Source organism: Bacillus chungangensis, from assembly GCF_030812995.1.
Classification (GTDB): Bacteria; Bacillota; Bacilli; order Bacillales; family Bacillaceae_C; genus Bacillus_CF; species Bacillus_CF chungangensis.
This window is the reverse complement of record NZ_JAUSTT010000015.1, coordinates 15,506-40,319: the sequence shown is the minus strand read 5'-3', so window position 1 is coordinate 40,319 and position 24,814 is coordinate 15,506. Positions and strand designations below refer to the sequence as shown.

General features: G+C 39.8%; 26 protein-coding genes. All 26 read right to left on the bottom strand.

Translation table 11 applies throughout. The features are described from left to right. Position 1: 1 nt before the first annotated feature. The 26 genes from J2S08_RS12915 to J2S08_RS12790 all read right to left on the bottom strand — a co-directional run bounded on the left by J2S08_RS12915 (position 2) and on the right by J2S08_RS12790 (position 24,667). The gene (locus J2S08_RS12915; RefSeq protein WP_307230130.1) at positions 2 to 1,786 is read right to left on the bottom strand and encodes a hypothetical protein; all 1,785 of its coding nucleotides are present in this window, start codon (positions 1,784 to 1,786) and stop codon (positions 2 to 4) included. After that, on the bottom strand, positions 1,786 to 2,061 hold the full coding sequence (locus tag J2S08_RS12910) for a hypothetical protein (RefSeq protein WP_307230129.1): 276 nt from the start codon (positions 2,059 to 2,061) through the stop codon (positions 1,786 to 1,788). Before J2S08_RS12910 ends, J2S08_RS12915 begins: the two co-directional genes overlap by 1 nt. A gap of 68 nt (positions 2,062 to 2,129) precedes the next feature. Then, positions 2,130 to 3,023: a hypothetical protein gene (locus J2S08_RS12905; protein ID WP_307230128.1), complete on the bottom strand. Its 894-nt coding sequence runs from the start codon at positions 3,021 to 3,023 to the stop codon at positions 2,130 to 2,132. A gap of 11 nt (positions 3,024 to 3,034) precedes the next feature. Next, positions 3,035 to 4,084 (bottom strand): hypothetical protein, encoded by a 1,050-nt coding sequence (locus J2S08_RS12900; protein ID WP_307230127.1) that lies wholly within the window; start codon positions 4,082 to 4,084, stop codon positions 3,035 to 3,037. A 4-nt stretch (positions 4,085 to 4,088) separates the two neighbouring features. Further along, positions 4,089 to 5,900 carry a hypothetical protein gene (locus J2S08_RS12895; protein ID WP_307230125.1) on the bottom strand — a complete coding sequence of 604 codons (1,812 nt, stop codon included), beginning with the start codon at positions 5,898 to 5,900 and terminating at the stop codon, positions 4,089 to 4,091. 19 nt (positions 5,901 to 5,919) lie between these two features. Next, positions 5,920 to 7,437 (bottom strand): hypothetical protein, encoded by a 1,518-nt coding sequence (locus J2S08_RS12890; protein WP_307230123.1) that lies wholly within the window; start codon positions 7,435 to 7,437, stop codon positions 5,920 to 5,922. Next, positions 7,437 to 8,873, bottom strand: coding sequence for a hypothetical protein (locus J2S08_RS12885; RefSeq protein WP_307230121.1), 1,437 nt, complete (start codon positions 8,871 to 8,873; stop codon positions 7,437 to 7,439). The genes J2S08_RS12890 and J2S08_RS12885 overlap by 1 nt, the downstream gene beginning before the upstream one ends. An 11-nt stretch (positions 8,874 to 8,884) precedes the next feature. Next, a complete protein-coding gene (locus J2S08_RS12880; protein WP_307230120.1) occupies positions 8,885 to 9,271 on the bottom strand; it encodes a Low copy number virion structural protein in 387 nt (128 codons plus the stop codon). 12 nt (positions 9,272 to 9,283) lie between these two features. Then, positions 9,284 to 9,715 carry a hypothetical protein gene (locus J2S08_RS12875; RefSeq protein ID WP_307230117.1) on the bottom strand — a complete coding sequence of 144 codons (432 nt, stop codon included), beginning with the start codon at positions 9,713 to 9,715 and terminating at the stop codon, positions 9,284 to 9,286. A 12-nt stretch (positions 9,716 to 9,727) separates the two neighbouring features. After that, positions 9,728 to 10,948, bottom strand: a complete 1,221-nt coding sequence (locus J2S08_RS12870) for a M48 family metallopeptidase (RefSeq protein ID WP_307230115.1) — start codon at positions 10,946 to 10,948, stop codon at positions 9,728 to 9,730. Next, a complete protein-coding gene (locus tag J2S08_RS12865; protein ID WP_307230113.1) occupies positions 10,945 to 11,634 on the bottom strand; it encodes a hypothetical protein in 690 nt (229 codons plus the stop codon). The genes J2S08_RS12870 and J2S08_RS12865 overlap by 4 nt, the downstream gene beginning before the upstream one ends. Positions 11,635 to 11,645: 11 nt before the next feature. Next, complete coding sequence (locus tag J2S08_RS12860; protein ID WP_307230111.1) at positions 11,646 to 14,072, bottom strand: phage tail tape measure protein; 2,427 nt, start codon at positions 14,070 to 14,072, stop codon at positions 11,646 to 11,648. 3 nt (positions 14,073 to 14,075) lie between these two features. After that, positions 14,076 to 14,378, bottom strand: a complete 303-nt coding sequence (locus J2S08_RS12855) for a hypothetical protein (RefSeq protein WP_307230110.1) — start codon at positions 14,376 to 14,378, stop codon at positions 14,076 to 14,078. 35 nt (positions 14,379 to 14,413) lie between these two features. Continuing rightward, positions 14,414 to 14,812, bottom strand: a complete 399-nt coding sequence (locus J2S08_RS12850; RefSeq protein WP_307230108.1) for a hypothetical protein — start codon at positions 14,810 to 14,812, stop codon at positions 14,414 to 14,416. A 5-nt stretch (positions 14,813 to 14,817) separates the two neighbouring features. Further along, positions 14,818 to 15,741, bottom strand: coding sequence for a chitobiase/beta-hexosaminidase C-terminal domain-containing protein (locus tag J2S08_RS12845; protein ID WP_307230106.1), 924 nt, complete (start codon positions 15,739 to 15,741; stop codon positions 14,818 to 14,820). 262 nt (positions 15,742 to 16,003) lie between these two features. Further along, positions 16,004 to 16,411: a hypothetical protein gene (locus tag J2S08_RS12840; protein WP_307230105.1), complete on the bottom strand. Its 408-nt coding sequence runs from the start codon at positions 16,409 to 16,411 to the stop codon at positions 16,004 to 16,006. Next, positions 16,408 to 16,794, bottom strand: coding sequence for a hypothetical protein (locus tag J2S08_RS12835; protein WP_307230103.1), 387 nt, complete (start codon positions 16,792 to 16,794; stop codon positions 16,408 to 16,410). The genes J2S08_RS12840 and J2S08_RS12835 overlap by 4 nt, the downstream gene beginning before the upstream one ends. Continuing rightward, on the bottom strand, positions 16,791 to 17,141 hold the full coding sequence (locus J2S08_RS12830; protein ID WP_307230101.1) for a phage head completion protein: 351 nt from the start codon (positions 17,139 to 17,141) through the stop codon (positions 16,791 to 16,793). The genes J2S08_RS12835 and J2S08_RS12830 overlap by 4 nt, the downstream gene beginning before the upstream one ends. After that, positions 17,138 to 17,680 (bottom strand): hypothetical protein, encoded by a 543-nt coding sequence (locus J2S08_RS12825; protein ID WP_307230099.1) that lies wholly within the window; start codon positions 17,678 to 17,680, stop codon positions 17,138 to 17,140. Before J2S08_RS12825 ends, J2S08_RS12830 begins: the two co-directional genes overlap by 4 nt. After that, on the bottom strand, positions 17,671 to 17,946 hold the full coding sequence (locus J2S08_RS12820; protein ID WP_307230097.1) for a hypothetical protein: 276 nt from the start codon (positions 17,944 to 17,946) through the stop codon (positions 17,671 to 17,673). The genes J2S08_RS12825 and J2S08_RS12820 overlap by 10 nt, the downstream gene beginning before the upstream one ends. A gap of 13 nt (positions 17,947 to 17,959) precedes the next feature. Then, a complete protein-coding gene (locus J2S08_RS12815; RefSeq protein ID WP_307230096.1) occupies positions 17,960 to 18,922 on the bottom strand; it encodes a phage major capsid family protein in 963 nt (320 codons plus the stop codon). A gap of 18 nt (positions 18,923 to 18,940) precedes the next feature. Beyond that, a complete protein-coding gene (locus J2S08_RS12810; RefSeq protein WP_307230094.1) occupies positions 18,941 to 19,996 on the bottom strand; it encodes an XkdF-like putative serine protease domain-containing protein in 1,056 nt (351 codons plus the stop codon). Between the two features lie 21 nt (positions 19,997 to 20,017). After that, positions 20,018 to 21,364: a phage portal protein gene (locus tag J2S08_RS12805; RefSeq protein ID WP_307230092.1), complete on the bottom strand. Its 1,347-nt coding sequence runs from the start codon at positions 21,362 to 21,364 to the stop codon at positions 20,018 to 20,020. Then, on the bottom strand, positions 21,361 to 22,641 hold the full coding sequence (locus J2S08_RS12800; protein WP_307230090.1) for a PBSX family phage terminase large subunit: 1,281 nt from the start codon (positions 22,639 to 22,641) through the stop codon (positions 21,361 to 21,363). The genes J2S08_RS12805 and J2S08_RS12800 overlap by 4 nt, the downstream gene beginning before the upstream one ends. Further along, positions 22,634 to 23,419 carry a terminase small subunit gene (locus J2S08_RS12795; protein WP_307230089.1) on the bottom strand — a complete coding sequence of 262 codons (786 nt, stop codon included), beginning with the start codon at positions 23,417 to 23,419 and terminating at the stop codon, positions 22,634 to 22,636. Before J2S08_RS12795 ends, J2S08_RS12800 begins: the two co-directional genes overlap by 8 nt. A 483-nt stretch (positions 23,420 to 23,902) precedes the next feature. Beyond that, positions 23,903 to 24,667 (bottom strand): MurR/RpiR family transcriptional regulator, encoded by a 765-nt coding sequence (locus J2S08_RS12790; protein ID WP_307230087.1) that lies wholly within the window; start codon positions 24,665 to 24,667, stop codon positions 23,903 to 23,905. Positions 24,668 to 24,814 lie beyond the last annotated feature (147 nt).

Sequence of the window (24,814 nt, the reverse complement as noted above, 5' to 3'; positions counted from 1 at the left end):
TCTATTCACCATCCACATAATTAAAAGTATACGTACCACTATCATTAAACTGAAAAGTCAACGTTCTGCTTCCAGCATCGTAGCTATAATTATATTTCTTCGTATCAGCAATAACATTGTATCCCTGCATCGTTACGACAATTTTTAGTTTATCGTTATAAGCCACATCACTAAAAGCATCCCTTGATAATAAATAGGAAAACCTCATATCATTGCTTTCCCCACGTAATTCTCTTAAATGTGCATTACTAAGTTTGTTAACCTCATCTTTGTTCATTCCCTTTTGAAGAAAGTCGGTAACACTATTAACATTAACTACAATCCACTTTCCTTGTTTATAAGCATGATAAGAAGCACCGCTATCAAACGAAATGGCTAGTAATGCTTGTCCATTGCTTTTTGATTCATTGATCAATTCCATTTTATCAATTGATTCAACGCCAGCGATGACAATATCACCACTAGCTTTAATAATTTGAGTATGCGGTAGCGCTGTTAATGTCACATCATTATCTACGCTTAAATTACCAAAATCAACATAGTCATTTAAATTAATCTCTTCACTTTCAAGTAACTCATAATCTTCTTCGACTTTTTCAATTGAGGTTAACACATACCTGTGATTTTCTTTTAGCTTCATATGACCGTCAAATTGCACAAACCGTTTATCGTAATCAAAGTTCTCTGATTCACCGTTGTTATATTCTGCTTCATAGTGAGTAACGCCTACTTCATCCCCAACATACTCCAGCACTGAAACAGCAACATCTTCTATTTTTAAAGGCTGCTCTAATGTAATCGTATGTTCATATGGGGCTTCAATATTAAGCTTAGTAATCTTTTTAAGATTGCCTCCAATGGTCACATTTGGAATACTTTTAACCTTATTTACCATCTCATTTAATGTGTTGTATGGATAAGCAATAACTCCTTTACCCATCAAATTGGATGCTAACGTGGTTTTTATCTGCTGAATTTTTGACAGTATTTCTTCTCTAGTGTCGTTATTTTGTAATGGTAAGCCAATAGTGCTTACGACACCTTGTTTAAAACTATTGGCAAGCTGAAAAAGCTCTGATAAAGCATCTCTCACATTCTTAGATTTCATCTGACCATTAGGATCTGAGTATGATACTTCTTGAGATTCAGGAGATTCATAGCGTCCTTTTTGAAGCATTCCTTTTGTTTCTGCATTGATATCCAAAGGTTTTTCCTTAAAATCTCTAATCTCACCGCCTTTAAATTCTCCCGAAAATTGCCAAGATGAACCTGTATAAATGTAGATGGTCGACTTATCTTCTTTGGCTTCATCAGATAAAACGATAACCATATCATTTGCTTGCATGTCTTTAATCGTCATTAATTCCCCAAAGCTAGCAACACTTTGTGTAAAATTACCGATGTTTGATAAAGCGTCTATTTGTGCTTGCACATTGCCTGTAACGCCTTGAAGCTGATTGATTTCTTCAATAGTCGCCAATAAGTCTGACAAAAGAGCGACAGATAATTTATTATTTCTAAGTTGAATTGTGTCATTGTCAATTTTTTCTTCAAGGAATCCTAGCATATCTTCATGATGAACCTTGATACGACCATCAGATTCCCCAATAACGCCATTTTCTTCTAATGATGATATCCTCTCCAGTACCGATTGAACATCGCTTGTATTGACATCAATTTGCGCTTTTTTATCAGCTGAAAGGAATTGCTTTTGGCGAGTTTCAATAACATCGTCAGCACTGATTGGGCCTTCTCCATTCCCTCCTATCACTTGTCTGAATCCCATTACCTCACCACCTCGATCTGGACCTCGGCTTCATCATCGCTTACAAGATGAATGCTTTTAACACTTTTTACTGGCCTTGACTCGTAAGCGACGCCTTTTTTTAATTTAATATTATCGACATTCTCAAAGGAAGCTGCTTTATCTAAAGCAAACACGACATTGCCAGGACCGTAATTGATAATATCGATTCCGCTTTGCGCTTTTTCGAATTCAAAGATTGTTTCCTCTGTTGTAACAGTTGCCCTTTTTACCTTGCCAGCGTCATAGATTTTCAATCATAACCTACTCCTTTCTTTATCTAATGTGTTGCTAATCCATCTCTTAACTTATCCGCTTTATCTATTTACCTATCTACATAATTAAAACTGTATGTGCCCGCTTCGTTAAAATTAAATACCAACGTCTTACTCTCAACATCATAACGATATTGATATTTTTTTGTATCTGCAACGATATATTCACCTGCATGGGATGTATATATTTTTATAGAAGAACTGCTAGCTTGATCATCAAATGAAGGCCTGTTGATCAAAAATGCAAACCTTAACTTATCACTACTCTCACGAATAAGATGGTATTTGGTGCCGTTAATCTCATGAAGATTTTTAGCATCAATACCATTTTTATAAAAGGCATGTATATCAAAGATGTCTAGCTCTATCCATGATGATTCATGAAGACCGTACCAAGTCCTGCCCTCGTCAAAGCTTAGAGCAATAAGACATTCTCCTAATTTCTTTGTATCAACTTGCCAATTGATCTCTTCTATAAACTTAACACCGCTTAAATCAACATCGTTTTTCTGAGTGATAACCTGTGCTCGAGGCAGCGCTTTCAGCTGTACATCCTCTTCCGTTGCACGTAAAAATTCGAAGTCAACAAAATTGTTCAAGTCGATTTCTTCACTTTCAAATAATGCGTAATCTTCTCGCTCCTCAATGGAGGTGAATTCATATTTATAGTTTTCTTGCAACCTTAAACGACTGTCTAAGGTTACAAATTGATGATTGGAATCAAAATGAACCTTGTCTTCATTGTTAAATGTGACAGTATCATGCAAAACGCGATTTCCAACATATTCAAAGACAGAGACTGCAATATCTTTCATAAGGAGTGAGTGGTCCAATTTAATGGTATATTGAAAAGGTGCAACAATATTAACTTTTTCCAGATGTTTCAACCCTAAGTAATTGGTAGAAGATTTGTATTTCCTTAGAATCATTTTAGTTCCTGCCATATGATCATCTCCTACTCGTGATTGATATCAATATAAAATGTCGGCAGATCGATGCCGATTGTATCATTCTGCAGTTCTACCTTCATCATAAAGTCAACGTATTCACCTGGTTCGATAGATGCAAAGGATAGTTCGGTTACATCATGAAGTGGATTTGTCGTATAAGAAAGTTTGACTTGTTCGTACCCAAACCTATCTTTAAATTGCTGCACTGTCACTTGGATGTTTTTAGCTGGTACTGTGTTAGGATTGTAAATTCTCAGCTGCGCTCCATTCCTATCGCATAGTTGTTTCATAAAATTTAGGTCAACACGGTCTAAATGTTTACCTTCATGATGTAGTTCTAAAAAGGTTCCATATTGGAGTACATCTCCGCCATAAAAGACACCTGTTAAGGAATCAATTACCTCCTCTCCTTTTAAAATTTCAATTTTTGCATTGATATGAAGGGAGTCTAGTTTAAATTGAACCCCTATTTGCTGCCCATCAAGCGTCTGTGATTGATATAACTTTTCTTCTATATAAACGTTTACTGTAGAGCCAGGGTCAAGATTCGTAACGGTGAGCAAATCAGATGATGTTAGCGTTACTCTTTCAACATCAATAGGGAGCAACGCACCTGTTGCTCCCTTTGCTACAATTCCTATTTTTTTGGAATCTAGTGTTGCACTATCAATTAACTCCCAAGAACCGTTCTTATATGCACTAAAATGATATTGGCCACCATTTTTAGATACTCTCCACCTTGAATATTCAGTTTCAGTAGTATCGGCCGTTTCTAAAAATTCCAGTCTTTCTTTATCATTCTTCCAAACAAGCAGACCCCCAAAGTCGCTTTCTCTTATCGGGACATAGTCAGCATCCACTTCCATGATGAAATTTTCCTGCTCTGGAGTTTGCATGAGCAGAAATACATCATTCATATTTCGATTTAGTCGTGCAAATCCCTTTCTTTCTTGCCATGTTACAAACTTAGAAGGGGATGCTATCCATTTCGGATCAAGCTGTTGATTGAATTGATCTTCAAAGATCAATCCACTTGAATGTCTATACAATCGCAAGTTATCACCTCGTTTTTCTCCAATTCCAGCCACTCCAAAAATACGGTCTCCCCATTATCAGCCAAATTCGTTTCCGTTCTTCTGACGGTAGTTTCGGAAGTTTATTCACGATCATTGGGTCTAAATACGTGTAGAAAAAGGTAATCAGGTCAGCCCAAGTTGGTTGTTCAAGTTGCAACGTCAAGTTTGGCGGTACCCATTCAACTCCGCTAGGTTTCCCTAAATGCAATGAGTGTGTTGTAATAAATTGAGCCAAATGAGGGTTGTCCAGCTTTACAGCAGCCGTTGGTGAGTCCTTTCCTAAATGATAAATTTGTTTTAAAATTTCGAATGTCGAAATAAACTTCCCATAATCGGGTTCGTCAGGGTCAGTGATGAAGCTGCGGTTTATCATTCCCTTCTCTGTTGGCAGCAAAATACTGTTATAAACCGCAGTAATTGCACTTCGTTGCGGCTTGTCTAGATAAGCAATCCGTTGGGTTTCCGATTGCGCCCATGCTGGCATCTCCTTATATAGGTCGAATGATGTGAATACTTGACCATTCTGAAGAGAATGAGAGTAGACATTTAAGGATTTGTCAAAGGTTCCCCATCTGGGAATCGCTTGTTTTATGAAGAATGCCGTAGCGAATTTACCCCATGTAGGAGACAGTAATTTCATCTCATTTTCAGTCATTAGGTTCCCATAAATAGGCCTGCAATTCATCAGTTGATCACTAGTTTCTATTGATGATTGCTCTAGTTCGTTAAGAATAACAGCAATATTTGTGGACATTCTTGCCGATAAAGGAAATTCACGATTATCAAGGTTTTCTATCGTTACTAACCCACTTGCCGCACTTTTTTCTACATTCATTCCTAATATAAATTCCTTAAAGCTATGCATTCCCTTTTCACAATGCAAATCAAATGCAAATAATTTACCATTTACCTTCTCGACTTGTTCCATTTGAATTCCGACAGTATCCTTACGATCTGGAATTACTAATTTGTCAATTTGAATGAATCGATCAGGTAGTCTTACTTTAGAAGACTCTCCAATATTGACTTCTATTTCAGGTATTTTATCCACTGCGGATATCTCTACTATTTCGGTATCGTGTTCGAACGGAAAGTTAATTTCATTTAAGTTCTCGATGGCTACACTTTCGTGATGGTTAGCACCTATCTCTTCCCATTGTTCGATTAGCACATCTTCAGAAATCTGTAGCGTTTCCTCGTATTGCGTTTCTATCTTCGTTTCCAGCTCCGCATTCGGTAATGCTGAATCTGCCGCACGGTCGATTTCCATCTTGATTTCATTGGGTATTTTAGTTTTTACGCCTTTTTGAATATAAAGAAGGGCATGAGACGTTTGAAATGGATGCTGCTCGATGATTTCAATGTGCTTATCTGAAGGAAACATTGCTGATGTCCGACCAAGGTTGAGTTCATTAATGTTATCCTTTTTCTTAAATGTCATTGACGATGCTACGACAATGTCAATCTCTCTTTCAAGTTTAATCGGCGAAAACCTTTCAATATTTGTTTCAAACTCACAGTGAGGATCAACAGTGATTAGAAATTGCAAATTCAATTCTGACCATGTTAATTGAGGCCAGCATTCAAATGCATATCTTCTAGTCAGTGTGCATGGTTTGGTAGAAATTAGGTACCGCCTTTGCGGTTTTGGTTTCCATGTAATGGCGTAGCGATGATCTTCACACTTATTCGTTAGAATGCCATAGCGCTTATTTTTGAACTGGAGGTCACAAGAAATGGCATATCTCCCTTGCGACCGGGTGGTAAAGGTAAGTGGATAAAAAGTCTGTTTCACTTTCGCCACCCCTATCAACTTAGTTAACCTTTTTTAGAATCGCAATTCCAGAAGGATGATATGGTGTCAAATTACTTAGTAAAAATGGTGTTATCGGAGTAGTCGGTGCATGGAACTGGTACATTTGACTAAACCCATAAGAGGCCACAACTTCATCTCCTGATTCAGGTGGAGTGTCCATCGTGATTGCCTTCGTCTCAAGGTTAAAAACATATTTGGTCACTTGTTGACATCCGACTGTTAAGTTAAAATCAGTTTTCGGCCGATGCGGTGTATGGAACACTCGTCGTGATCCAGTCCCTGTTCCAATAAACTCAAGCTTTACCTCTTCTTCCACTGTCAATTCATCAAACTGGCTGAGTGACTTTACGTGAGTTGCATACACATCATCCACCAGCCCAACCTTGCCGTCGTTTGGATGAGTGATCGCTAGTCTGGATAAGTGGTAACTGTCAGTATATGCTGATGGATTGTATGAAGCATCTCCATTAGCAGTTTCAGCGCTAATATCATGAGTAATGAATGAGAAATAATGTCTCTGATAATAGATGCCGCCAATTGATTGATGCAACTGAACACCGCTATTCCCATTTGTAGTATGTTCACCATAATCAAGATTTGATTTGCCTAATGTTTTTGCTTTAATTTCATCTTGTGACGAACAGCCCCCAAAAATAGCTGTATTCCTCATTGGTTTATGATCGCCGCCGAATAACCACAATCGACCGAAATAAAATGGCGCAAAGAAAGCTTTATCTGCATTTGCACCTCCATCAATCCGAGCGAACAAAATGACTCGGTCACGATTCATGTTCCCCCAATGCTTGAATAAAGAATCACGTTTATAAGCTCGTCCCATATCAGCTTTGTTTGCTAGCAGTGATATAACTGTCGGCGGCGATGGCATCATAAATGTATAATGATCAAAGACTGCATCCATCATCGATGTTGGAGAATCACCATCGAATGATTTTGCTGTCTGAACGTCGATTAGTCTACCAAATGCTTCATCAACAGGACTGTCAACAGGGGCAAGGAAATGATAAGTAAAAACGGTCATGCTTACGCCTGGTTCGATTGCGTTATCTGCTGCCTTATAATCAGCCGTAATAACTGTACTCGCAGGAACAGGATTGTTAAACGTGATAATCCCTTTCTCCGCATCAATGGTGTAGTCATTTTCTGTTAAGTGCACTGTATCTAGGAACAAATCAAAGAAAGTTGTATCTACAGGGTAGATCGGTATTTTAAATACAGTTTTTTCTCCATCCCCTACGCCAATTTTTCCAAGTGGAGAATCTCTTGGGATCATTTGATGATCTCCATATTGCCGATTGTCTTTGTTATAGCCAATTACTAATCCAAGTTTACGTATTTCATCATCTGACCCTTGTGATTCAAATAATCTAACTTCTGCATAGTTTTTCCCGTTATGCAAGCGCTGTTTAAGCCTCAGATTCCATCCGTTCTTCTCTAGCTGACTGCCTAAGTCTTCCCCCATCAGGACAGCAGGGATTTCCCTATCGTACCATGCCATTATTCCACACCTTCTTCCATCATAATTCCTAAACCAGCTGGTCTATACGCTGTACCAGGACGCTTCGTTATCGGTGAAACCGCAGTAGGTAGAATAAAGCGGTAAACATCAAATAGGTCTGGACAAGTTTGAATTCTATTTCTCAATTTCGTTCCATTTCTGAGTGAAAGGCTGTTCATTAAAATGGACTTTTCTAAATAACCCCGTGGGCCTTCCTCTGGATGCATAACGTAAGGAACTGTTGAATGAACTTTATTGCTATATCTTGATGGATTGTGCTGATAATTGAATGGACTCGTATTAAATTGGTTATATGCATCAGGATACGTTCTGCCTTTGTTGTCACGAACGGGTGGCATACTATTCGGATCTGCACTCCACGAGAAGTAATGAGCTTGATACTTAGAACCGAATTTTGTCTTATGAACAGTGATGGAGTCAATACCATTTCCTGGATAATGCTGATACCCCTTTTTAAGCGGCATCATTGATAGGTCGCTTTGTTGGCGAAGTCTCGTTGTACTGTTATAATCGAAGTTCTCAGATTCGGTATTGATTGCAGTCCCAGCGAACATTGCTGACGTGCCTTTATCATTTTCATCAAATGGAGTAATTTTCCCCCAATACCAGGGAAACGAAGGGACATTATTCTTATCATACGCACTTGCAGGATCAGCTTGCGCTACTAAGATAAATCCATCTTCTGAATCAATCCATCCTTCGTATCGAATCTGGCTATCCGGCCACCAATTCGCTTCATAAACGGTGCCTTTTCCGTCAAATTCCGTTTCAATTTGGTATTTGTCACTCACTTTTTCTAATGTAGGTACTCTAGTATTCACAATAGTGAATGGTGATTGATAGACTGTTGGATCGGATTCAACAATCTTCACTTCCTTTTGAGCAGGGCATCCATTAGATGAAACAGGCAAAGATTGAACTCTCGTTTCTATCACTTCAATATCAAGGGCAGCACGCCGTAAATCATTGTCCCAAACAATTGAAATCGCGTCGTTATCTGCAATGCTTGGCAATTTCTCTGCCATATACATAATAATCTGTGAATATCGTTCCCTGCCTTTAGCAATTTTTGATATCCATGGGGCAAAACCTTCTAACGGACCTTCTGCATCAAGCAGCTCTGCAGGTATTTCAGGTCTTTTTATTGAAAAACCCGCACAGCGAGCTAAGCCGTAGTACATCCCATAGGGCGATTTGAAGATCGCATGGGTAGCGACTTCAATCGCGATCGGTTGATGATGATATGCATTTATTGCACTAGTGCTGGGATTCGGACAAGGGCGCGGTTGAAACCAATCTAAAGCAATCACTGCCTTTTTAAATGTTAATTCCTTCTTCCAGCCATATTCAGAGATGGTTTTTTCAACATCTTCCAATAAGCTTCCTTCTGTCCAAACTCCTCTGATGTAAGGCATGTTTTGACCTCCTAATCTCTTAAAAATTGTAAGTTATACCAAACACTTTTGGATATACCACTTTTATTGTTAAAAATAAATTTAATTTCTGCACCTCTACTAACAGGAATAACAGCCATAAAAAAAACACCTTCAGGAAGTTCCTTGGTGTAAATAGTTTCTAAAATGAGCTCATCGTTAACTTTGAGACTCCAATAGTCTTCATCATTGTACTTGTTGCAAGCTACTGCGATGCCCGTCAATTCAGCATCAAACGGCATCATATAAGAATCGCTGATTGCCTCCCCTTCATTTGAAACCTCAAATCTATTTCCTTTAATATAAGGAACCGGCATTGATGGAAAAAACGGATATTGCAACCTGCCATCAACCATATAAGTAGAGTTAAATCTCCCCAAAATTGTCATCTCCTACGCGTCGATCATATGAATCGTATTTATTGATCTTTCTCTAGCATGATTTTTACTCATGACATCTAACTTTGAGTTAACGCCATTCGATTCAACATGTATATTGATGATTTTATACCTTTGATATTCAAAAGTAACAATCTCTTTGTATCCAGTTGCACATATAGAAGTGATTTTCTCGATTAATCTATTTTTTCCGTATTGAAACATCACTTCATATAAGATCTTCCCATCTTTTATACCTGTCAGCTTTGTTATTCGATTTCTTTTCCATTCAGGTGTTAAATGATCAACATCAACATCTAAGCATGTACAGCAAGAATCTGAGTTTCCACTATTGTCTTTGCTTCCACTTCCAATTGTCTCTTTATTTAACCGCTTCAAAATATACACAATAGGGTCGTATAAATTCCTACTCTCAGGAATCATCATGCAATCGCTCCTTTACGGAAACTCTAATTCTATCAAATCAAAGTAACCTTGCTCTGAAAAAGTAGTTCTTATTGCTTTAATGTAGTAGCGTTGACTCGCAGTCGAAATATGATCCCGAACACCGCACAAATCATAAATTTCTAGTGCAGGATGTCCTACTGCAGAGACAGACATTGTTCGATAACGCTGGCGAAACTTTCTAAATAAAGCTTTTGCTGCTAACTCACGCTTTGCAAAAGTATCAGCCCAGGGAATGTTTATAATATCTTCTCGAACCTGGCCTCCGCAAAATACATCTCTAAACGTTTGATTATCAAAAGACTCATAGCGAGTGATTTTTGTTGTCTTGTCCTCGTTTTCCTGTTTGTCAACCTCTTCAGTTTCAACTTCTTCTTCAATTTTAAAAGTTAATCTGTTGTAAATATCGTAGTCCGTGATTTTATACCCTAGTTTCGTAAGATTGTGTGCCTCATCTAAAATATGAACTGCTTTGTCCACAACTTGGTCATATTGTGGAATTTGTTTTAGAATGCTTGAACCGTCATAACCCGTTTTGATATACGAATATGTCCCCTCTAGCAGTTTACTAACTGCACTTTCCCATGCTTCTGCTCGTTCAATTTTAAATTCTTTGATTTTATATCGTTCGCCAGTCGGCAGCAAAATTTGATCGGCAGTAATAGGAACCCCAGCTCGCTTATGTAGATCCACAATGATTTCCTCAGCATAATGATCCTTGTACGTAATCTCTTCAGGAGCAGTTCCTTCAATGATGCGTTTATATAATGACCTTCCTTGTACTGAAATAGTTGCAGATTCAGCATTTATTTGAATGTCATCGATATACCCAACTAATTGCGGCAACTGCTCATCCCCATAACCTAAGTGTATTTCTACTTTCGTGTTAGGCCAGAATATCTTTTTCCCATTCATACTAGCCCAAGGATTTCCCCACGGATTCCCACGATTAAATATCTTATTAATAACTGCATCATCAAGCTTTTTAGGATCGTAATCAGGAGAAAGCCACCCCGATGTGTTGTCAGCTGAAAAACGAAAGCTCATAGCCCGCGCTTCGGCATCTCGGTCAAGATCAACAGAAAAAACGCGATCAACTCTCATTCGTTCTCCACTATTGGGATTTATGATAAAAACACTGGCACTCGGCTCACGCTCTGCAACTTGATGCCTCATCGATAGAAACTGAAGGAGCTGGTGGTTTATTGGCCTCAATGCCCTACACCTGCCTTAGAATCAGACAAAAATGTACATTTCACCAAATACAAATCGTGTCCTTTTTTTATCGTTTGCACATCATCGGTTTTTATTATTCCTCCATATAGACCTTCGTTGCTTTTTAAAATATAGTAATTCAAGATTTTGTCCATAAAGTGTTGCCAATTTTTTGTCTCTTTTATTATACAAGTAAATTCTTGCTCACATCCTCGAATACTAGAAGATTGGTAACGGTCATACCCATTTAAAACTGGAATAGAGTTGACAGTCTGCAATCCTTTAGGCATTGTGGCCTGTTCAATCATCGCTATTTCACTACATAGATGAAATTCTGTAGCATTGATATGACGAATTTTCGCAACATCACCTTTTTTATATCCTTCCGTTTCAAACGTATAGGTATGTGCACCGCTATCAACATAATGATAGTATCGAGTCCATGGCCAATCTGCTCTCCAGCGCATTTTTTCAACACCATCAATTTTAAATAGCAAATTGGCCTTTGGCAACGCACCGTCAGGATTCATCTCAACATTGCAAAAAAAATCAAAAGCAAGCCACCCAGGGTAAACATGGTGGTAGGTAGCCTCATGCTTTTTTGGAAACTCAATCACTTCTGGTTCATCAACAAAATTTACGAACCTTCTATATAACTGCCTAAATTGATATTGTTTATTTAACATCAGACTCACCTCTACAATTTCCTAACCGCCTCTCCGAATAAATCATCAGCAACAACTGTTTGTAAAGTTCGACGAAATTTATAAAAATCCTCAGCGTTTTCTAATTTATCAATGTTTACCTCGAAATTCGCATTTTCAATTACAACCGACTTACTAGTTTCTTGGTTATATGTGCTGTTTTGCACCTGCTGTAAAAAATGTGGTTGTCTTTCTATTCTTAAATTTGCATGTGAAGCAAAAGCCATTTCGCTGCTTGGCATTCTTGAAATAGAGAGCCCTAAATGGTTTAACATACTAAGGCTTTCCTTTATTTTGCCGGCTATTTTTGCGATGCCTTGACCCATTATATTCTCACTGAGAGGCTCTCTTCCATCTTCCACGACAGCATCTCCAGAAACGGTAAGTCCTAATTGCCCGATTGCATCAAAGCCATCTTTCACTTTGTTTGCCATCGCTTTCGTTGCATTTTCGATTTTAGGCAAGTACTGTTGCATTCCTATTTCTAACCCTTCGCCAATGAATTGGCCATATTCAAAGAAGACCTTTGAAGGAGATTTAATTTTAAAAAGTTTCTTAAATTCTCGTTTTATGTTTCCACCTATATTGGAAACGGTATTCATTACACTTTTCATCTTAGATTTCATTCCATTAATCAATCCGTTGATAATGTGTTTACCAATCGAGGCAAATTTTGTACCAAATTTTGATAATGATACTACCGCTTTGGACATTTGTTTTGATATGGCAGTTGGAATAGCCTTTAATACTTTGTTTATCGTCTTCAACACATTGTTCCAGGTCTTTGATATGATCTTATAAACTGCATTCATTGCAGTAGAAACGGTCGTTTGTATTCGTACCATTCCGCTCACTAAATCTTCTACAATGCTAGCGACTGTTGTGAGAATAAATTCTTTGATGTTTACCCATATGTTCGAAAGAAACGCACCTATAGCTGAAAAAACTCGTTCTGTTACTTCTTTTATCGCGTCCCAATTAGTAACGATTATATAAACTAAGCCAATAATTAAACTAACGATTAATGCAATACCAATGACCCAAGGATTCGTTAACAATCCAGCAAGGTTGGCAATAGCGCCGCCTACTTTTCCAAGTATCCCTGTCACACTTGACAATCGAGTTACCAATTTCATTACTTTTTCTGGAAAATCGAGCAGCTGATTCACTTTATCTATAAATGAATCTAAAGCAAAGATCGTTTGAATGATGTCATTTGCAAAAACACCAATTGTGAGAATGACATTTTTCGTTTCACTGTCAAGGTTGGAAAATGCCCTCGCTAAATAGGCTACTACCTCAAACGCAACATCCTTTATTGGATTTGAAACTTGATCTATCTCTTGCTTTACATCGTTTAATACAGCTGTCATACGGGTAAAAGCATCATTTACACCGTTATTTACTTGGTCAGCATCTGCCTTTACAGAAATAGCAGTTGCTGCAAGTGCTGCGGAAAACTTGATGAATTCGCTAGGAGCAAGTTTTACGATCATCAGCCATGCAAGCATCGCTTCTTTGCCAGTGATTGCCTCTTTCTGCATGAATACAGCAGCTGTAGAAAAGCTTTGAGAAGTACTCGCCAACTTCAACATAGTCGAAAGCATGCTGCTCATGCTGCCTTCTGCCGAGATGATGGTTATACTTAGCCCATTCAATGCAGCTGCTGCTTCTAACGTTGGAGCTGCTAAGCTTCTGAAATGATTATTCATTGCCATGCCAGCCTGCTGGCACTTTAAGCCGGCTTCAGCCATCATTGCTGACATTGCGACGACATCTTTCAATTGAATGTTCAATTGTCTCGCGATATTGGCTGTATATACGAACGTCTTCGCGATTGTTTCCAAGACTGTATTCGTCTTCATCATTGCTGTTGAAAGCTCATGAGCTGTTTCACCAGCCTGCTTCACTTGCAATTCGATCACTTGGATCCTATCAGAAAGCGCTTCAGCAGTACCCGTAAGATCGGTGCTGCCTGCTGCTGTTCGGTTAAACATATTAGGAAGCTCTCCCAACATTTGTTCAGCTCCCATGCCGGACATTTCTAAAACACCAAGCGCATCAGCTGCCTCTTCTGTACTATTTGCTGCAGATGCGCCTATTCCACTGGTGAATGATTGCAGTGTCACTAATTTGGTCGTCATTACGCTTGATGTTGCTGCAACACTAGACATCATGTCATCAAAATCTGCACTTGTTTTAACAGCTAATACACCCACTTGTTCCAATTGTTTGGAAATCATTGCTGTCTGCTGCATCGTTTCTCCAGAAAGGTGGAACGATTCGCTTATTTTAAGTCCCGCTATCGAGGTGCTTGCCGCAACTTGAGACAATTTTTGAGAAAAGAGATCCAAGTCCTTTATTGCTTCATTTGTGTTAATAGCAATGGTTCCAAACAGCTGAAAAACTTCTCCAAACATACGCTACTTCACCTCTCCTTCGAAAAGCTTTTTAATGTTCGCTGCGATTGATTCGGCTTCCTCTCTTGTTGTCGGATCAGAAAAGGTGGATTCATCCACTTTTTTCTCTCCAATCCCTAAATGATGCAAGTATTGTTCAAAATTCATATCCTCTTGTGGAGGATTCACTAAGTAAGCAATCATCGCTGCGCGAATATCTTTTTGCTTTTCTGCTTGTGACTTTTTCGCCAAAATCACTTCAGTAAGTTGAAGTGTCCGAGCATAAGGCAAGTTCAGTACGTATTCATCTGTCCAGCTGTAACGCATCTGGATTTCATCGATTGCCGAATAGATAGCCTCTTCTATTTTTTCTTGCGAAGGTTGCTGATCAGCACTGTTAGTGCCTTGCCACTGTCCAAAAAACGCTTCATACCTTCATCTTCCAGCACCATTTCCATAATTTCGGTCATCACATATGGCGGCATTTCCCGAAATGCATCTCCGCTTACGCCGATTAATGATCCTAAAAATTTATTCAATTCCTTTTCAGTGCTTTCTGATCCGACTAAACGCATAAAGAGGTTGAAGCCTGCCTCCTTCACGTCGTCCTGTTCTTCCACATTCAAATCAGCAAATGCCTCCGCACCAATTTTTCCAAGCATCGATAAGCATGAAAAAACGTCCGCATTTGTTAACTTACGGACGTCGTACTCTTTTCCTTCTACTTCGATTGTTTTTGCTACTCGCATCATTTTTTCCATAAAAATCACTCCTTGCCAATAATATAATTAAATTCGTAAACAGGGGAACGTCTATTGTCATTCGTTACAATGACAGTAGAAATCACTTTCGATTCTGATAAAGAGATTGGCTTTGTGTAAACACTACTTGTTAGTGTAGGACCAGCCTCTCCCGGTTTATCGTTTAACACATAGTAAATTTTTGAATTTGGCTCAGTTGTTATCAGTTTGATACTTTGTGTTCCATGATAATTACCCTCAGGTGGGTCTGCTTCAGGTGCAATGATGGCGCCATCTAGTCTGTAATCATCAAGATCACCTATCTCATCTTGTTTAGTACATCCACATGGATCAGGCGCACCTTCAAATCCAGCCAACTCCTCAAGCGGATAATAAATGCAATAAGGGACATCGTAAGGATTTTCAGGGGCAAAGTGGCCAACAAATTTTACTTTTAAGACAACGTCTTCCTTCCCTGTTCCCATATTGATTTCTACTGGATCAACAGCCATTGCATTTCGAATTCCAATAATAACAGGCTCTTTTTTCCCGGTAATATTGCCAATCAACGCAACATTTCTAAATTGCGATGGAAATACCTCTCCTTCATGTCCTACAACTTCATATTTTCCATCTGGACAAGTCTTGAAGACGGAACCAGGAAGTGCAGCCATAAACGACTCTTTTGTCATTTCCATCAAATTCACTTCAATAGATGGAACCATCTTTGTCAACCACCGCATCCCAAGCACAGGACCTAACAAGCCATCAGGTTCTGCAACATGCCATTCTGTTTCTAAGTTAAATTTATTGCCGCCTTTAGTCGCTCCAAGGGATGTACCCCATTTGCCAGGATCAGGAGATGAAAAATCAATCATCACCATTCCTGGCCCAATCGCTAAGTTTTTAGGTGTATCTTTTGTAATCCCTGTCAGCATTTGATATGCCATAAAAAAATCCCTCCTCAAATAAAGTGTACTTCTATCAGTGGGGTTTCCTCTCATTCTCCACTGATAAGAAGTAGAACAAAGACTAAGATCGCAGGCGTCCTCGAAAAAGAAAACCGCTTTTTCTTCGTGCGATGCTGATTCAAGAAGCTTTCCTTATCCTGCCGGCCCGAAACAACCAGACATTGATTAAAACAAAAGGAAGAGATAAGATCAAAGTCCTCTCTTCCCGTTTCTCACTTCCCATCACTTACCTCTAGAGTAGTTAGATGTGTGAAAAAAGGTCCGTTCTAAAGTGACGAACCAAAAATTTCATATGAATGTGCACGATGCCTGGGTTATCAGGTATGACAACTTTACTTTCGCGAAAAATACCAATTCCTATTGCTTGCAATCTTTTAAAATGCAGCGCTTTTTCAATGCTCTTTACAATCCAGTCTGCCAGTACGATATCGCCTCTATCTACATATACATCAACGTGATAGATCATTCGATCGTTAATGCCAGGATCTTCCTGAACGTTTGATTGTGTGCCGAGTATGATATAGGGCATGGCGAACGCTTCTGGAGCAGCACCAAACGCGATCCTTTCTGCAACAGGAACGTCGAAATGGGATTGGACATGCTCATCCGTTGTGATCAGCTCATTTAATTTACTTAAGACGTTGATCATGTTTTCTTACCAGCAAGCAAGTCTTTTATTGTCTGCAACTGCTCTTCTTTCACAGGATGAAAAAAAGGGCGGGCAGCCATGCTGCTCGTTCCATATTCTACAGATGGAGCAATTTCGCTATCTGTTCCGATCGCACTGATGAGCTGCTCTTCGTCATCGTTTATCTGATATTGCATGCTGCTTTTAAGTGCTTCGAATTGAGCTGCCGTCGCTTCTCCTGCTGTAGCTCTTTGCGTTTTACTTCCAGAATGTTCCCGTGATAGTTTCTTCTGTGTTTCCTTTACAAAATGGATAGATGCTTTTTTGAGCCTTTCCTCCATTTCTTCTTTGATCCCATTGATGGCTTTTGAAATATCATTTTTATATGTGATATGGAAGCTCATGCTTCATCCCTCCTCTTTCGCAGCACTGGAATTTCAAGATGATGGCGTTTAAGTGAAGGTTCGAACCAACCAGTTACTTCAAATAACTGATCGCGAATCGCCACTTGATCCCCTTCTTGAATATCTACATCAGGTAAACAAAAGATCACATGATCGGCTTCGTAGTTTTCTCTTTGCTGTTCAATTTTTTGTTGATTACCGACGCGGGCAGAGCTGACGCTTGATAGACGGCAAGGAGTGTCTGCAGCGATTTGCATGTCAGTTTCTGTCCATCCTCCAACAGGATTCTTCACTCGTTTTTTTCGGACTATCGCCATTGTCTCATTTAGCAAGCGTTGGAAACTCATAGGGCAACAGCCGCTTTCACACCAATATAACTGCTCAATCTATCAAGTGTCGTTCGCACGAACACCCTTTTACTATCGACATCCTCATATACCGAGCCACGGACATATTGATAGTCTCCTATCTTCTCGCTCTTCAGATCGACTCCGTCTGCAGTCTCGTTGTTTTGCATGATAAAAAAGGCGGACAAGTCTGCACAGACGCCGCGAATGACAGCCATCATATCCTCAAAATGCTTGATTTCATATGCAATTTCATATCGCCCTGGTCGAAGCCCTTCCACGATGCGATAAATGAACTCGTATCTACTTGGATGAACTACGACGTTTTTTCGCGTATCTCTTATACTGATAATGGAAGCAGGCTCAAATGTGAGCCATGCCTTACGGTCAACCTTCATCGTTTCCGTCATTGGATTGGCAGGTTTACAGCCTAAATAGGCGTGAATCATGGCCGTCGATTCCGCAATGACTTGTTCGAAAACTTCATCTGGCAGATCAGACTTGATTCGGCTTCTCAGTTCCACTGCCGTTATATACATGATGAATCTTCCTTGTTCTCGGCTTGCAATTTCTTTGCTGTCTGTTTAGCGGCGGTGCGAGATTTTTGTTTCTTTATTTTTTTCCCTTCATTACTTGTTATTGCATCCGTCTCTGTAAAAGAGCCTGTAATTGCTTCGTCTTTATCGGCAAGTTCAAAATAATGAGTAGCTAATAAAAAAGCCGCGGCTTCTTTTTCTAATTCTACGACCTGACCTTTTTTAATTCCGTTATAGCTGCCTATTTTCGTTAGTTTTAACTTTTGCATCTTCCTTTGCTCCCTATACTGTTTCTAATTGACTTGTATCGACGTTTTTAATGACTGCTATTGCATCCATTTCTTGAATGATCACATCGTCATCGACATGGACAACGTAAAAACGTTTATCCTCCATAATGGCTTCTCTGCCTTCGGTTGTTTTTCGAATCCGAATATCATACGTATTTACCGCAATAAAGTTTTGCGGGTCGGATAAAACGATCATATCATCTGGCATTTGCGGAATTTCCACAATTTCATAGCCAAGCGGCGTATTTACTTGGGCGCCGGCTGCCAGCAGGGCGTTGTCACCAGCGCCAGTCGCACGATGTGTCATATATTCAATGTATTTCATGCGATTTAATGGCGACATCAACCACCGCAAGTTCTGGCCGCGATATTTATTTGGCAGCGCATTGACAGCGCCGAATAGTACTGTTTTTCCGAAGCCAACACCATGATATGGGGAAGCATTCATATCAATTAGATGAGCGCCCGACCCTGGTGCCAAGATTTTCTTCCGCCATCCGTCATTAATGGAAATAAACGGATCACTTGAATCTGTGTCGCCATTCCAATGTAAATCTTCAATATCGATGCCAAATTGCGTTGTCATCATTTCCATGACAACATCTTCAAAGTTTTCCCCCTCAATATTTTCCCGCAGCGTTTCCTCGGTGATTTCCCAAGGCAAACGGATTGGAACCGTACTATATTCAATTTTTGCTGTTTGAACATCAGCACGGTATCCATCATCGGTGTTTTCCGTTTTCTTTCGCAGCAAACGGCCGCCAATCGCGATTTTATCAATTTCACCTTTTTTCTGCGTACGTTTGACTTTGCGATGCAACTTGTTAAATGGCGTCGCTTCATATGCCATTCGCAAAAATTTATCGGCTTGATATGGATTCAAGTAGCCTGCCCCAGGGGATTTCAAATCACCAGTTGTGATCGTTTTTAATATTTCTTGATTCGTCTTTGCCATCACGTTCTTCCTCCTTCTTTACAGTAATCCAGACCATACGGATGTTTCTTGGCCTTCTCCTGATGTATACATTGATTTTTTAATGCCTTTTAATCTCTCCATACGCTCGATGCGCTCGTTAATTGGCGCCATTTCTGCTTTCATCACAGCTCGTAATGCGGCCGTGAGATGTTCTTTTTTAATCTCTTCTGTTTCATCTGGTGCGCCTATTTTATCTTCAAGCATTGTTAAGCGCTCCTGAATTGGTTCGAGCGCCTCTCTAATAACTGCTTGCAATTGTTCCTCTGTCAAAGCGATTACCTCCTCTAATGCTGTTTTTTTAATGGCATTTTTACGTTTTTCCTCATCCTGTTTCGGTAATGCTCCGTGCTTTTCGATCTCCAGAAATGCCGCCTCCATCTTCTGAGCAGCTGTAACGAGACGGTCGAAGTTCGGAGCTTTAGAAGACAGCTCTTCATTATAAATAGCTGCAAATGCAGCGAACTCCTCCCTGCAAGCAGAAGATACATTGTCAGCATCATCTTCCTCGCTTTTTGAAGTGGAAAGAACTTTCTTGATTCCTTCTACAATAGCAGCGACAATGCTTTTCTGTTCTTCCTCGCTTTTCACGACGCGTTCACCAAAGCCCCCCATGCTAAAAGAGGTGATTTCCCCTTTTTTAATCCGATGCCAAGCATCATCATCGATGACATAAACGGAAGCGACCCATGAGCCCTTTTTTACGAGCTGGTTTCCGACATAATGATCCGATTTCGCAACGTATGACTCGATTACCTCGCCATACCCGCTGGCAAAATTATGGGCTAAGTCTACATTGCGGGCATCTTTCATAAACTGATGCGCTGTCTTCTCGATTTCATCTGCGGTCATGAATTCTCCATGGCTGTCGGGAACATTGGGTTCGTAAACAACACCAGTGACGAGCCGTTTCTCTTCATCGTGCTTCAAGATAGAAACTTGCTTTTCTATCGTTGGATCTCCTTCCGCTTTTATAATGGCAAAAGTGCGGCCATTTGCACCTTTGTCAACGAGCGAAATATGACTAATCTGGACATTCCTTAGTTCTATTGCCATCACGATCACCTCCTTTAAAAGCTAATCATCATCGCTGTTATTTGCATCATGCTTAATCACAACATCTTTTCCTGTTCGTTGAAAGGAGGATGGCATGTAAAATAGATCACCTTCAGGGTAGCGCTCATAGCCAATATTTGCCCGCGCTTCATTTGGCGACAAGAGGCCGCTCGCAACGCCTTTCACATTGTATTCCAGCTTTTTGTCGTCATCATCGAGATCAATTTCATTCAGCTCGAATTTCCAATCTAATCGATCGTGAAACAATGAAAACAACTGCTGATTTAAGCGATCCTCTAATATTTCCTGCCCAGGCTCGATGACAGATCGTTTGTAAATTTCGTTCATCTCCCCAGCTGTACTGCCTCCCAGTCCCCCGACAATCGGCCAGCCAATGCGATATGGCGGCACACGATGCGCAACACAAATTTCAATCGCATTATCATGGCGATATAAACGGAAGGATGCTTCTTTTACGTCTGGCGTTATTTTTTGAAAATTAGCCTTGACGGGACTGGACGTATTCCCTCTCAAAGGCAAAATCGCGAGCTTATGGTGCTGTCCTTTGACTGAAGAGCTGAAAAATGCTTTTAATTCAGCAGACACTTTATCAGATACGCCATCAACGCCTTCTAACGTTAATACGGTATCAGGTATTGTTTTGCCGCTGAAAAATTCTAAGTTATAATCCCTTACTGCCTGCGAACCGGCAATCGTGCCAAGCGCCGTCACATAGTCAGGGACACCATAAAAGCTTGAGCGGCTATTGTACTTGCGGATAACCAATACTTCGCCAGCAGCCTGCTCATCTGACACATGCTGAACAGGCTCACCTGTTTCCATATCAAAATGCTGCTCAGTGCCGATGCGCTTAAACCAGCGATATGTACCATCCACATGCAGAGCAAAGCGAATGCCATCGCGGTGCGCCCTCACTGTATGTCCTGGTACATGATACAATTCAGCAGGTGTCCCATCGCCATAGCGAACGATTTCGATGATGCCCCATCCAAGTGTTTCATAGTCATCCCAAAAAGCGCGCAGCAATTCTAAAAAGGTCATATCATCATTTGCACGACGCGTGAATTCCTTTAACATTTGATACTGTGCTTGATTTGGCTGCGCAATTTCCTCTTCAGGGGCAAAATAAAATCCCATTCCGGCGATATCGGCAACCTTTGCATCGATACAAGCACCATGAATGGGATTTTCTTCTCTCATCCTTAACAAAGACTCTAAAGAATATAGAGGCCTGACAAGCCCTTTTTCCATATACAGGTTCGAAAAGGCGTCCGCTTGCAGCTGTTTGCTTTTCGGCTCTTCCCTTTTCGCAATATGAACGTTGTCGACAATCACTTTTTCTCTCATAATATCACCACACTATCTATGACGTTTTCTTTTTTGGAAACAATGGTGTTGATGAAATATCGATCACTATCCATATGATGATCGTTTTGTTTGACAGGCTTATCTTCGCCGCGCTCAGCCGCTTTCGTATCCCATATATAGGACGCAAACTCTCTGAACGTTTCCTGGCAGCAGTCATTGTATTTGATTTTCCCTTCACTTAGTACAGTCGCCACGTTGCGAATACCGTTTTCGACATCATTGACGGCACGGATGACGGCAAAACCATCTTGCTCTAACTGGGCTATAAACGAAGCGGCTGAAGGATCAACAATGATGCCGTTCGGATTGATTCCTTTTATAAATGCTTTCAGATCATCGCTATATGCTGCATCCGTCTTCTGGCGCTTCTTGTCCCTGCCGCTGTAATGATACTCCTTCACTTTGTACCAAATGCCTTTGTGCAATCCCCAAAGCCCGAAAGTGGTCGGGTTTTGCGTACCATAATCAATGCTGACATAATAGGCTTTATACGGCCTTTCGATTGTTGGAACAACATGCTTTTCCTGATCAAACATGTCATAAATGACTCCTTCCGCAAGCACCCACAAGCCTAAAATAAACCGCTGATAGAAGATGCCGTTATACATGCGGCGATAACGCCTTTTCGTCTCTTCAGCTAATGAAAGGTTGTCATCCATTGTAAAATGAAGATGAATTAGCCGCTTCTCCGTTTTTTCATCGAGCCATTTTTCCTTAAACCAATGATAAGGGCCTTCAGGGTTGCAGTTAAACCAAAATTTGGCCCCTTTTACTGAGCAGCGGGCTGTCGCCTGTAAAACAAAGCTTTCTGGCATGAGCGCCACTTCATCGAAAAACATGCCAGCGAGTGTCATTCCTTGAATGAGGTCTTGTGAGCTTTCATCCTTGCCGCCGAAAATGTAAAAGTGATTTGTTGTACCTTGAAATGTGATCGATAACATGTTATCCGCCCGCTGGTCCTTTACTTGATAGCCGCGGGATATGAGCATCCGTTTCAACGGTGCAGCCACATTTCTGCGAAACACGCCGATCGTTTTTCCAGCCAACCCGAAATGTTCATCTTGAAAAGTTTCCATCGCCCACATCACAAAAGAGAGCGACATGACAATCGTCTTGCCCGCTCGTACAGAGCCGTCGCAAATGATGCCATCTTTATCGTTGACAGGAGAATGCTTCCTCCACCATGTTAATACTTGCAGCTGTTTTTTAGAGAAAAGACGGAATTTGAATGGTGCAGGTTTTCTTTTTTTATTCATCGCTATCGCTCCAAACTTCCTCTGTCTTCCCGTCTAAAGCATGAAGAAATCCATCGTCCTCATAGTCTGCTTTTTCATCGTTTAGTTTATGATGAGCAATTTTCAACTTTTCAGCTTCAATTTTTCGTTTGAACGCATCAGGGAACAGATCGAAATAGAGAGACAATTTCTCCAGCGCCTTCATCTTATCGGCAAGCTTAATCGACACACCGTATTTATTTTGCTTTATTTCGGTAATAATCGTACCATCAACAGCTGAAGGCTCCTTTATATCAACGTATTGCACAAGCTTCGTCACCGGCTTCCCATCTTTATCCTTTAGCGGACCAAACTCATCCATCGCTTGCACTTCTTTCTGATGGAAGCTCATATAATCGGTGATATCGGCAAAAGCAATTTTAATATATTTGTCGAGCACATCGATCGCGCTAACTGCTAGTTCATTCGTCATCTTTTGTTTCATCCGCTTAATTTCTTTCAAAACGTTCGGATGTTTTAACAATTTATTTCCGGTTACATGGGCACTATCTACCGCATATCCAGCCTTGATTGCTGCCTGTGTCGCATTAAAATTTTTCACATAATAAGTGCAAAAGAGCTTTTGCTTGTCTGTTAATTGTTTCGGAGGGAATTCTTTTTTCTGTGCATCCCTCGACCACTTTTCACGGCTTTTCCTGCTTTTTAATGTTCCCAGCTTCACATTGTGCTTCTCTGCTAATGCTTTTAACGTCAGCTGAGATGTTTCCCATTCTTCTCTTATTTTTTTCCAATTGACCACTTCACATCACCACCACCTCCGGCAAATTTTGCTTGCGTTATGTAAAAGGTGAGAAGTGAGACCACTTCTAATCTTCTATTTTTGTAATAGGGTTGTGAATGAATCAAGCTACCGAGACTTTTTTACTGATCATTTTTACCCTTCACTATATGGTGGCATTCGTAAGACAACCGTAAAAAAATCTCTTTTTTTAAATAAAGACCAATCCCCATAAAAAAACGACAGCTGCAATCGCTGCCGCACTCTAATTCTCTTTTTTCACAGAAAAAAAATCAACGGCGAACGTCCGTTGATACTTGATTTATCTCGCTTTTAACTTTTCATATACGAAGCGCTGTTTGATTTTTAGTTGGTTGAAATTCATATCAACTGCAAGATGTCTCAAACCACTTTCAATAGCATTTAGTACAAAACTTCGTTAACTTTTTCACAATATTTGTGCTGCATGCATACCCTCACCTAACAACTAAGCAATGCCTGGTTTCAGCCTTCTATTTGCGCTTGAGTGTTATTATTTTGAGATAGTTGATCAATTAACAAGTCAATGATTAAGAAAAAACCAATTCTAGAGATTTTATCATTTCGCTTCGTATCTGCCGAGTCAGTGTAGCAATATAAGTTATTCTTTGTATAATTGGACAGCGTATTAGATTGGAAAGACGTCATACTAATCATGTTTGCTTTTTTCATTTGCACTTTTTTCGCTGATTCAATGATTTTTTTCGTGTTTCCAGACATGGAAATGAATATAACCAAATCATTTTCTGTTACAAAATTGGTGAATAATTCCGATAAATTATAATCCTTAATAAAGATACATTGTATGCCAATCGATAAGAGTAAATGTTCCAAATAATAGCCTGCAGCTTTACTCGTTCCTCTGGCCATAATAAAGACATTTTTTGACGAGCGAATCATCTGTGCACAATTTTCGAGAACATTCGGATCAACTAATGAAATCGTTTTAAAAATACTCTGTTGCAAACTATCTTTGTAAGAAGTTTTATGATTCACTGTCTCGGTAATTTCATCTTTGAGAAGACTGCTTAGATGATATTTTAATTCTTTAAATCCACTATATCCCAATTTCTGAGAAAGGTTAATAATGACCGTTTTAGAAACAAACGTTGCTTCAGCCAAATCACTAATTTTCAAATAAGGAATCAATTCTGTATTTTCTACGATATATTTTAAAACTTTTTTTTCACTCATTGTCATATCATCATAATTTTCAAGATAGTTGAGCATAAAAAGTTCCCCTCTTTTATATTAAAAACGCTTTATACGTAAAATTTGTGAGCGATAAAGTGAAACTTCCATCAGTGGGGGTTTTCTCTCATCCCCTACTGATAAGAAGTAGAACAAAGGCTAAGATCGCAACGTCCTGTTGCAACG

Bases quoted from the DNA above. Each gene is read 5' to 3' on its own strand.
- J2S08_RS12915 (WP_307230130.1), bottom strand. From the start codon at position 1,786: ATGGGATTCAGACAAGTGATAGGAGGGAATGGAGAAGGCCCAATCAGT.
- J2S08_RS12905 (WP_307230128.1), bottom strand. From the start codon at position 3,023: ATGGCAGGAACTAAAATGATTCTAAGGAAATACAAATCTTCTACCAAT.
- J2S08_RS12890 (WP_307230123.1), bottom strand. From the start codon at position 7,437: ATGGCATGGTACGATAGGGAAATCCCTGCTGTCCTGATGGGGGAAGAC.
- J2S08_RS12885 (WP_307230121.1), bottom strand. From the start codon at position 8,873: ATGCCTTACATCAGAGGAGTTTGGACAGAAGGAAGCTTATTGGAAGAT.
- J2S08_RS12875 (WP_307230117.1), bottom strand. From the start codon at position 9,715: ATGATGATTCCTGAGAGTAGGAATTTATACGACCCTATTGTGTATATT.
- J2S08_RS12865 (WP_307230113.1), bottom strand. From the start codon at position 11,634: ATGTTAAATAAACAATATCAATTTAGGCAGTTATATAGAAGGTTCGTA.
- J2S08_RS12860 (WP_307230111.1), bottom strand. From the start codon at position 14,072: ATGTTTGGAGAAGTTTTTCAGCTGTTTGGAACCATTGCTATTAACACA.
- J2S08_RS12855 (WP_307230110.1), bottom strand. From the start codon at position 14,378: ATGCGTTACAGCTGGACAGATGAATACGTACTGAACTTGCCTTATGCT.
- J2S08_RS12850 (WP_307230108.1), bottom strand. From the start codon at position 14,812: ATGGAAAAAATGATGCGAGTAGCAAAAACAATCGAAGTAGAAGGAAAA.
- J2S08_RS12845 (WP_307230106.1), bottom strand. From the start codon at position 15,741: ATGGCATATCAAATGCTGACAGGGATTACAAAAGATACACCTAAAAAC.
- J2S08_RS12840 (WP_307230105.1), bottom strand. From the start codon at position 16,411: ATGATCAACGTCTTAAGTAAATTAAATGAGCTGATCACAACGGATGAG.
- J2S08_RS12835 (WP_307230103.1), bottom strand. From the start codon at position 16,794: ATGAGCTTCCATATCACATATAAAAATGATATTTCAAAAGCCATCAAT.
- J2S08_RS12830 (WP_307230101.1), bottom strand. From the start codon at position 17,141: ATGAGTTTCCAACGCTTGCTAAATGAGACAATGGCGATAGTCCGAAAA.
- J2S08_RS12825 (WP_307230099.1), bottom strand. From the start codon at position 17,680: ATGTATATAACGGCAGTGGAACTGAGAAGCCGAATCAAGTCTGATCTG.
- J2S08_RS12820 (WP_307230097.1), bottom strand. From the start codon at position 17,946: ATGCAAAAGTTAAAACTAACGAAAATAGGCAGCTATAACGGAATTAAA.
- J2S08_RS12815 (WP_307230096.1), bottom strand. From the start codon at position 18,922: ATGGCAAAGACGAATCAAGAAATATTAAAAACGATCACAACTGGTGAT.
- J2S08_RS12810 (WP_307230094.1), bottom strand. From the start codon at position 19,996: ATGGCAATAGAACTAAGGAATGTCCAGATTAGTCATATTTCGCTCGTT.
- J2S08_RS12805 (WP_307230092.1), bottom strand. From the start codon at position 21,364: ATGAGAGAAAAAGTGATTGTCGACAACGTTCATATTGCGAAAAGGGAA.
- J2S08_RS12800 (WP_307230090.1), bottom strand. From the start codon at position 22,641: ATGAATAAAAAAAGAAAACCTGCACCATTCAAATTCCGTCTTTTCTCT.
- J2S08_RS12790 (WP_307230087.1), bottom strand. From the start codon at position 24,667: ATGCTCAACTATCTTGAAAATTATGATGATATGACAATGAGTGAAAAA.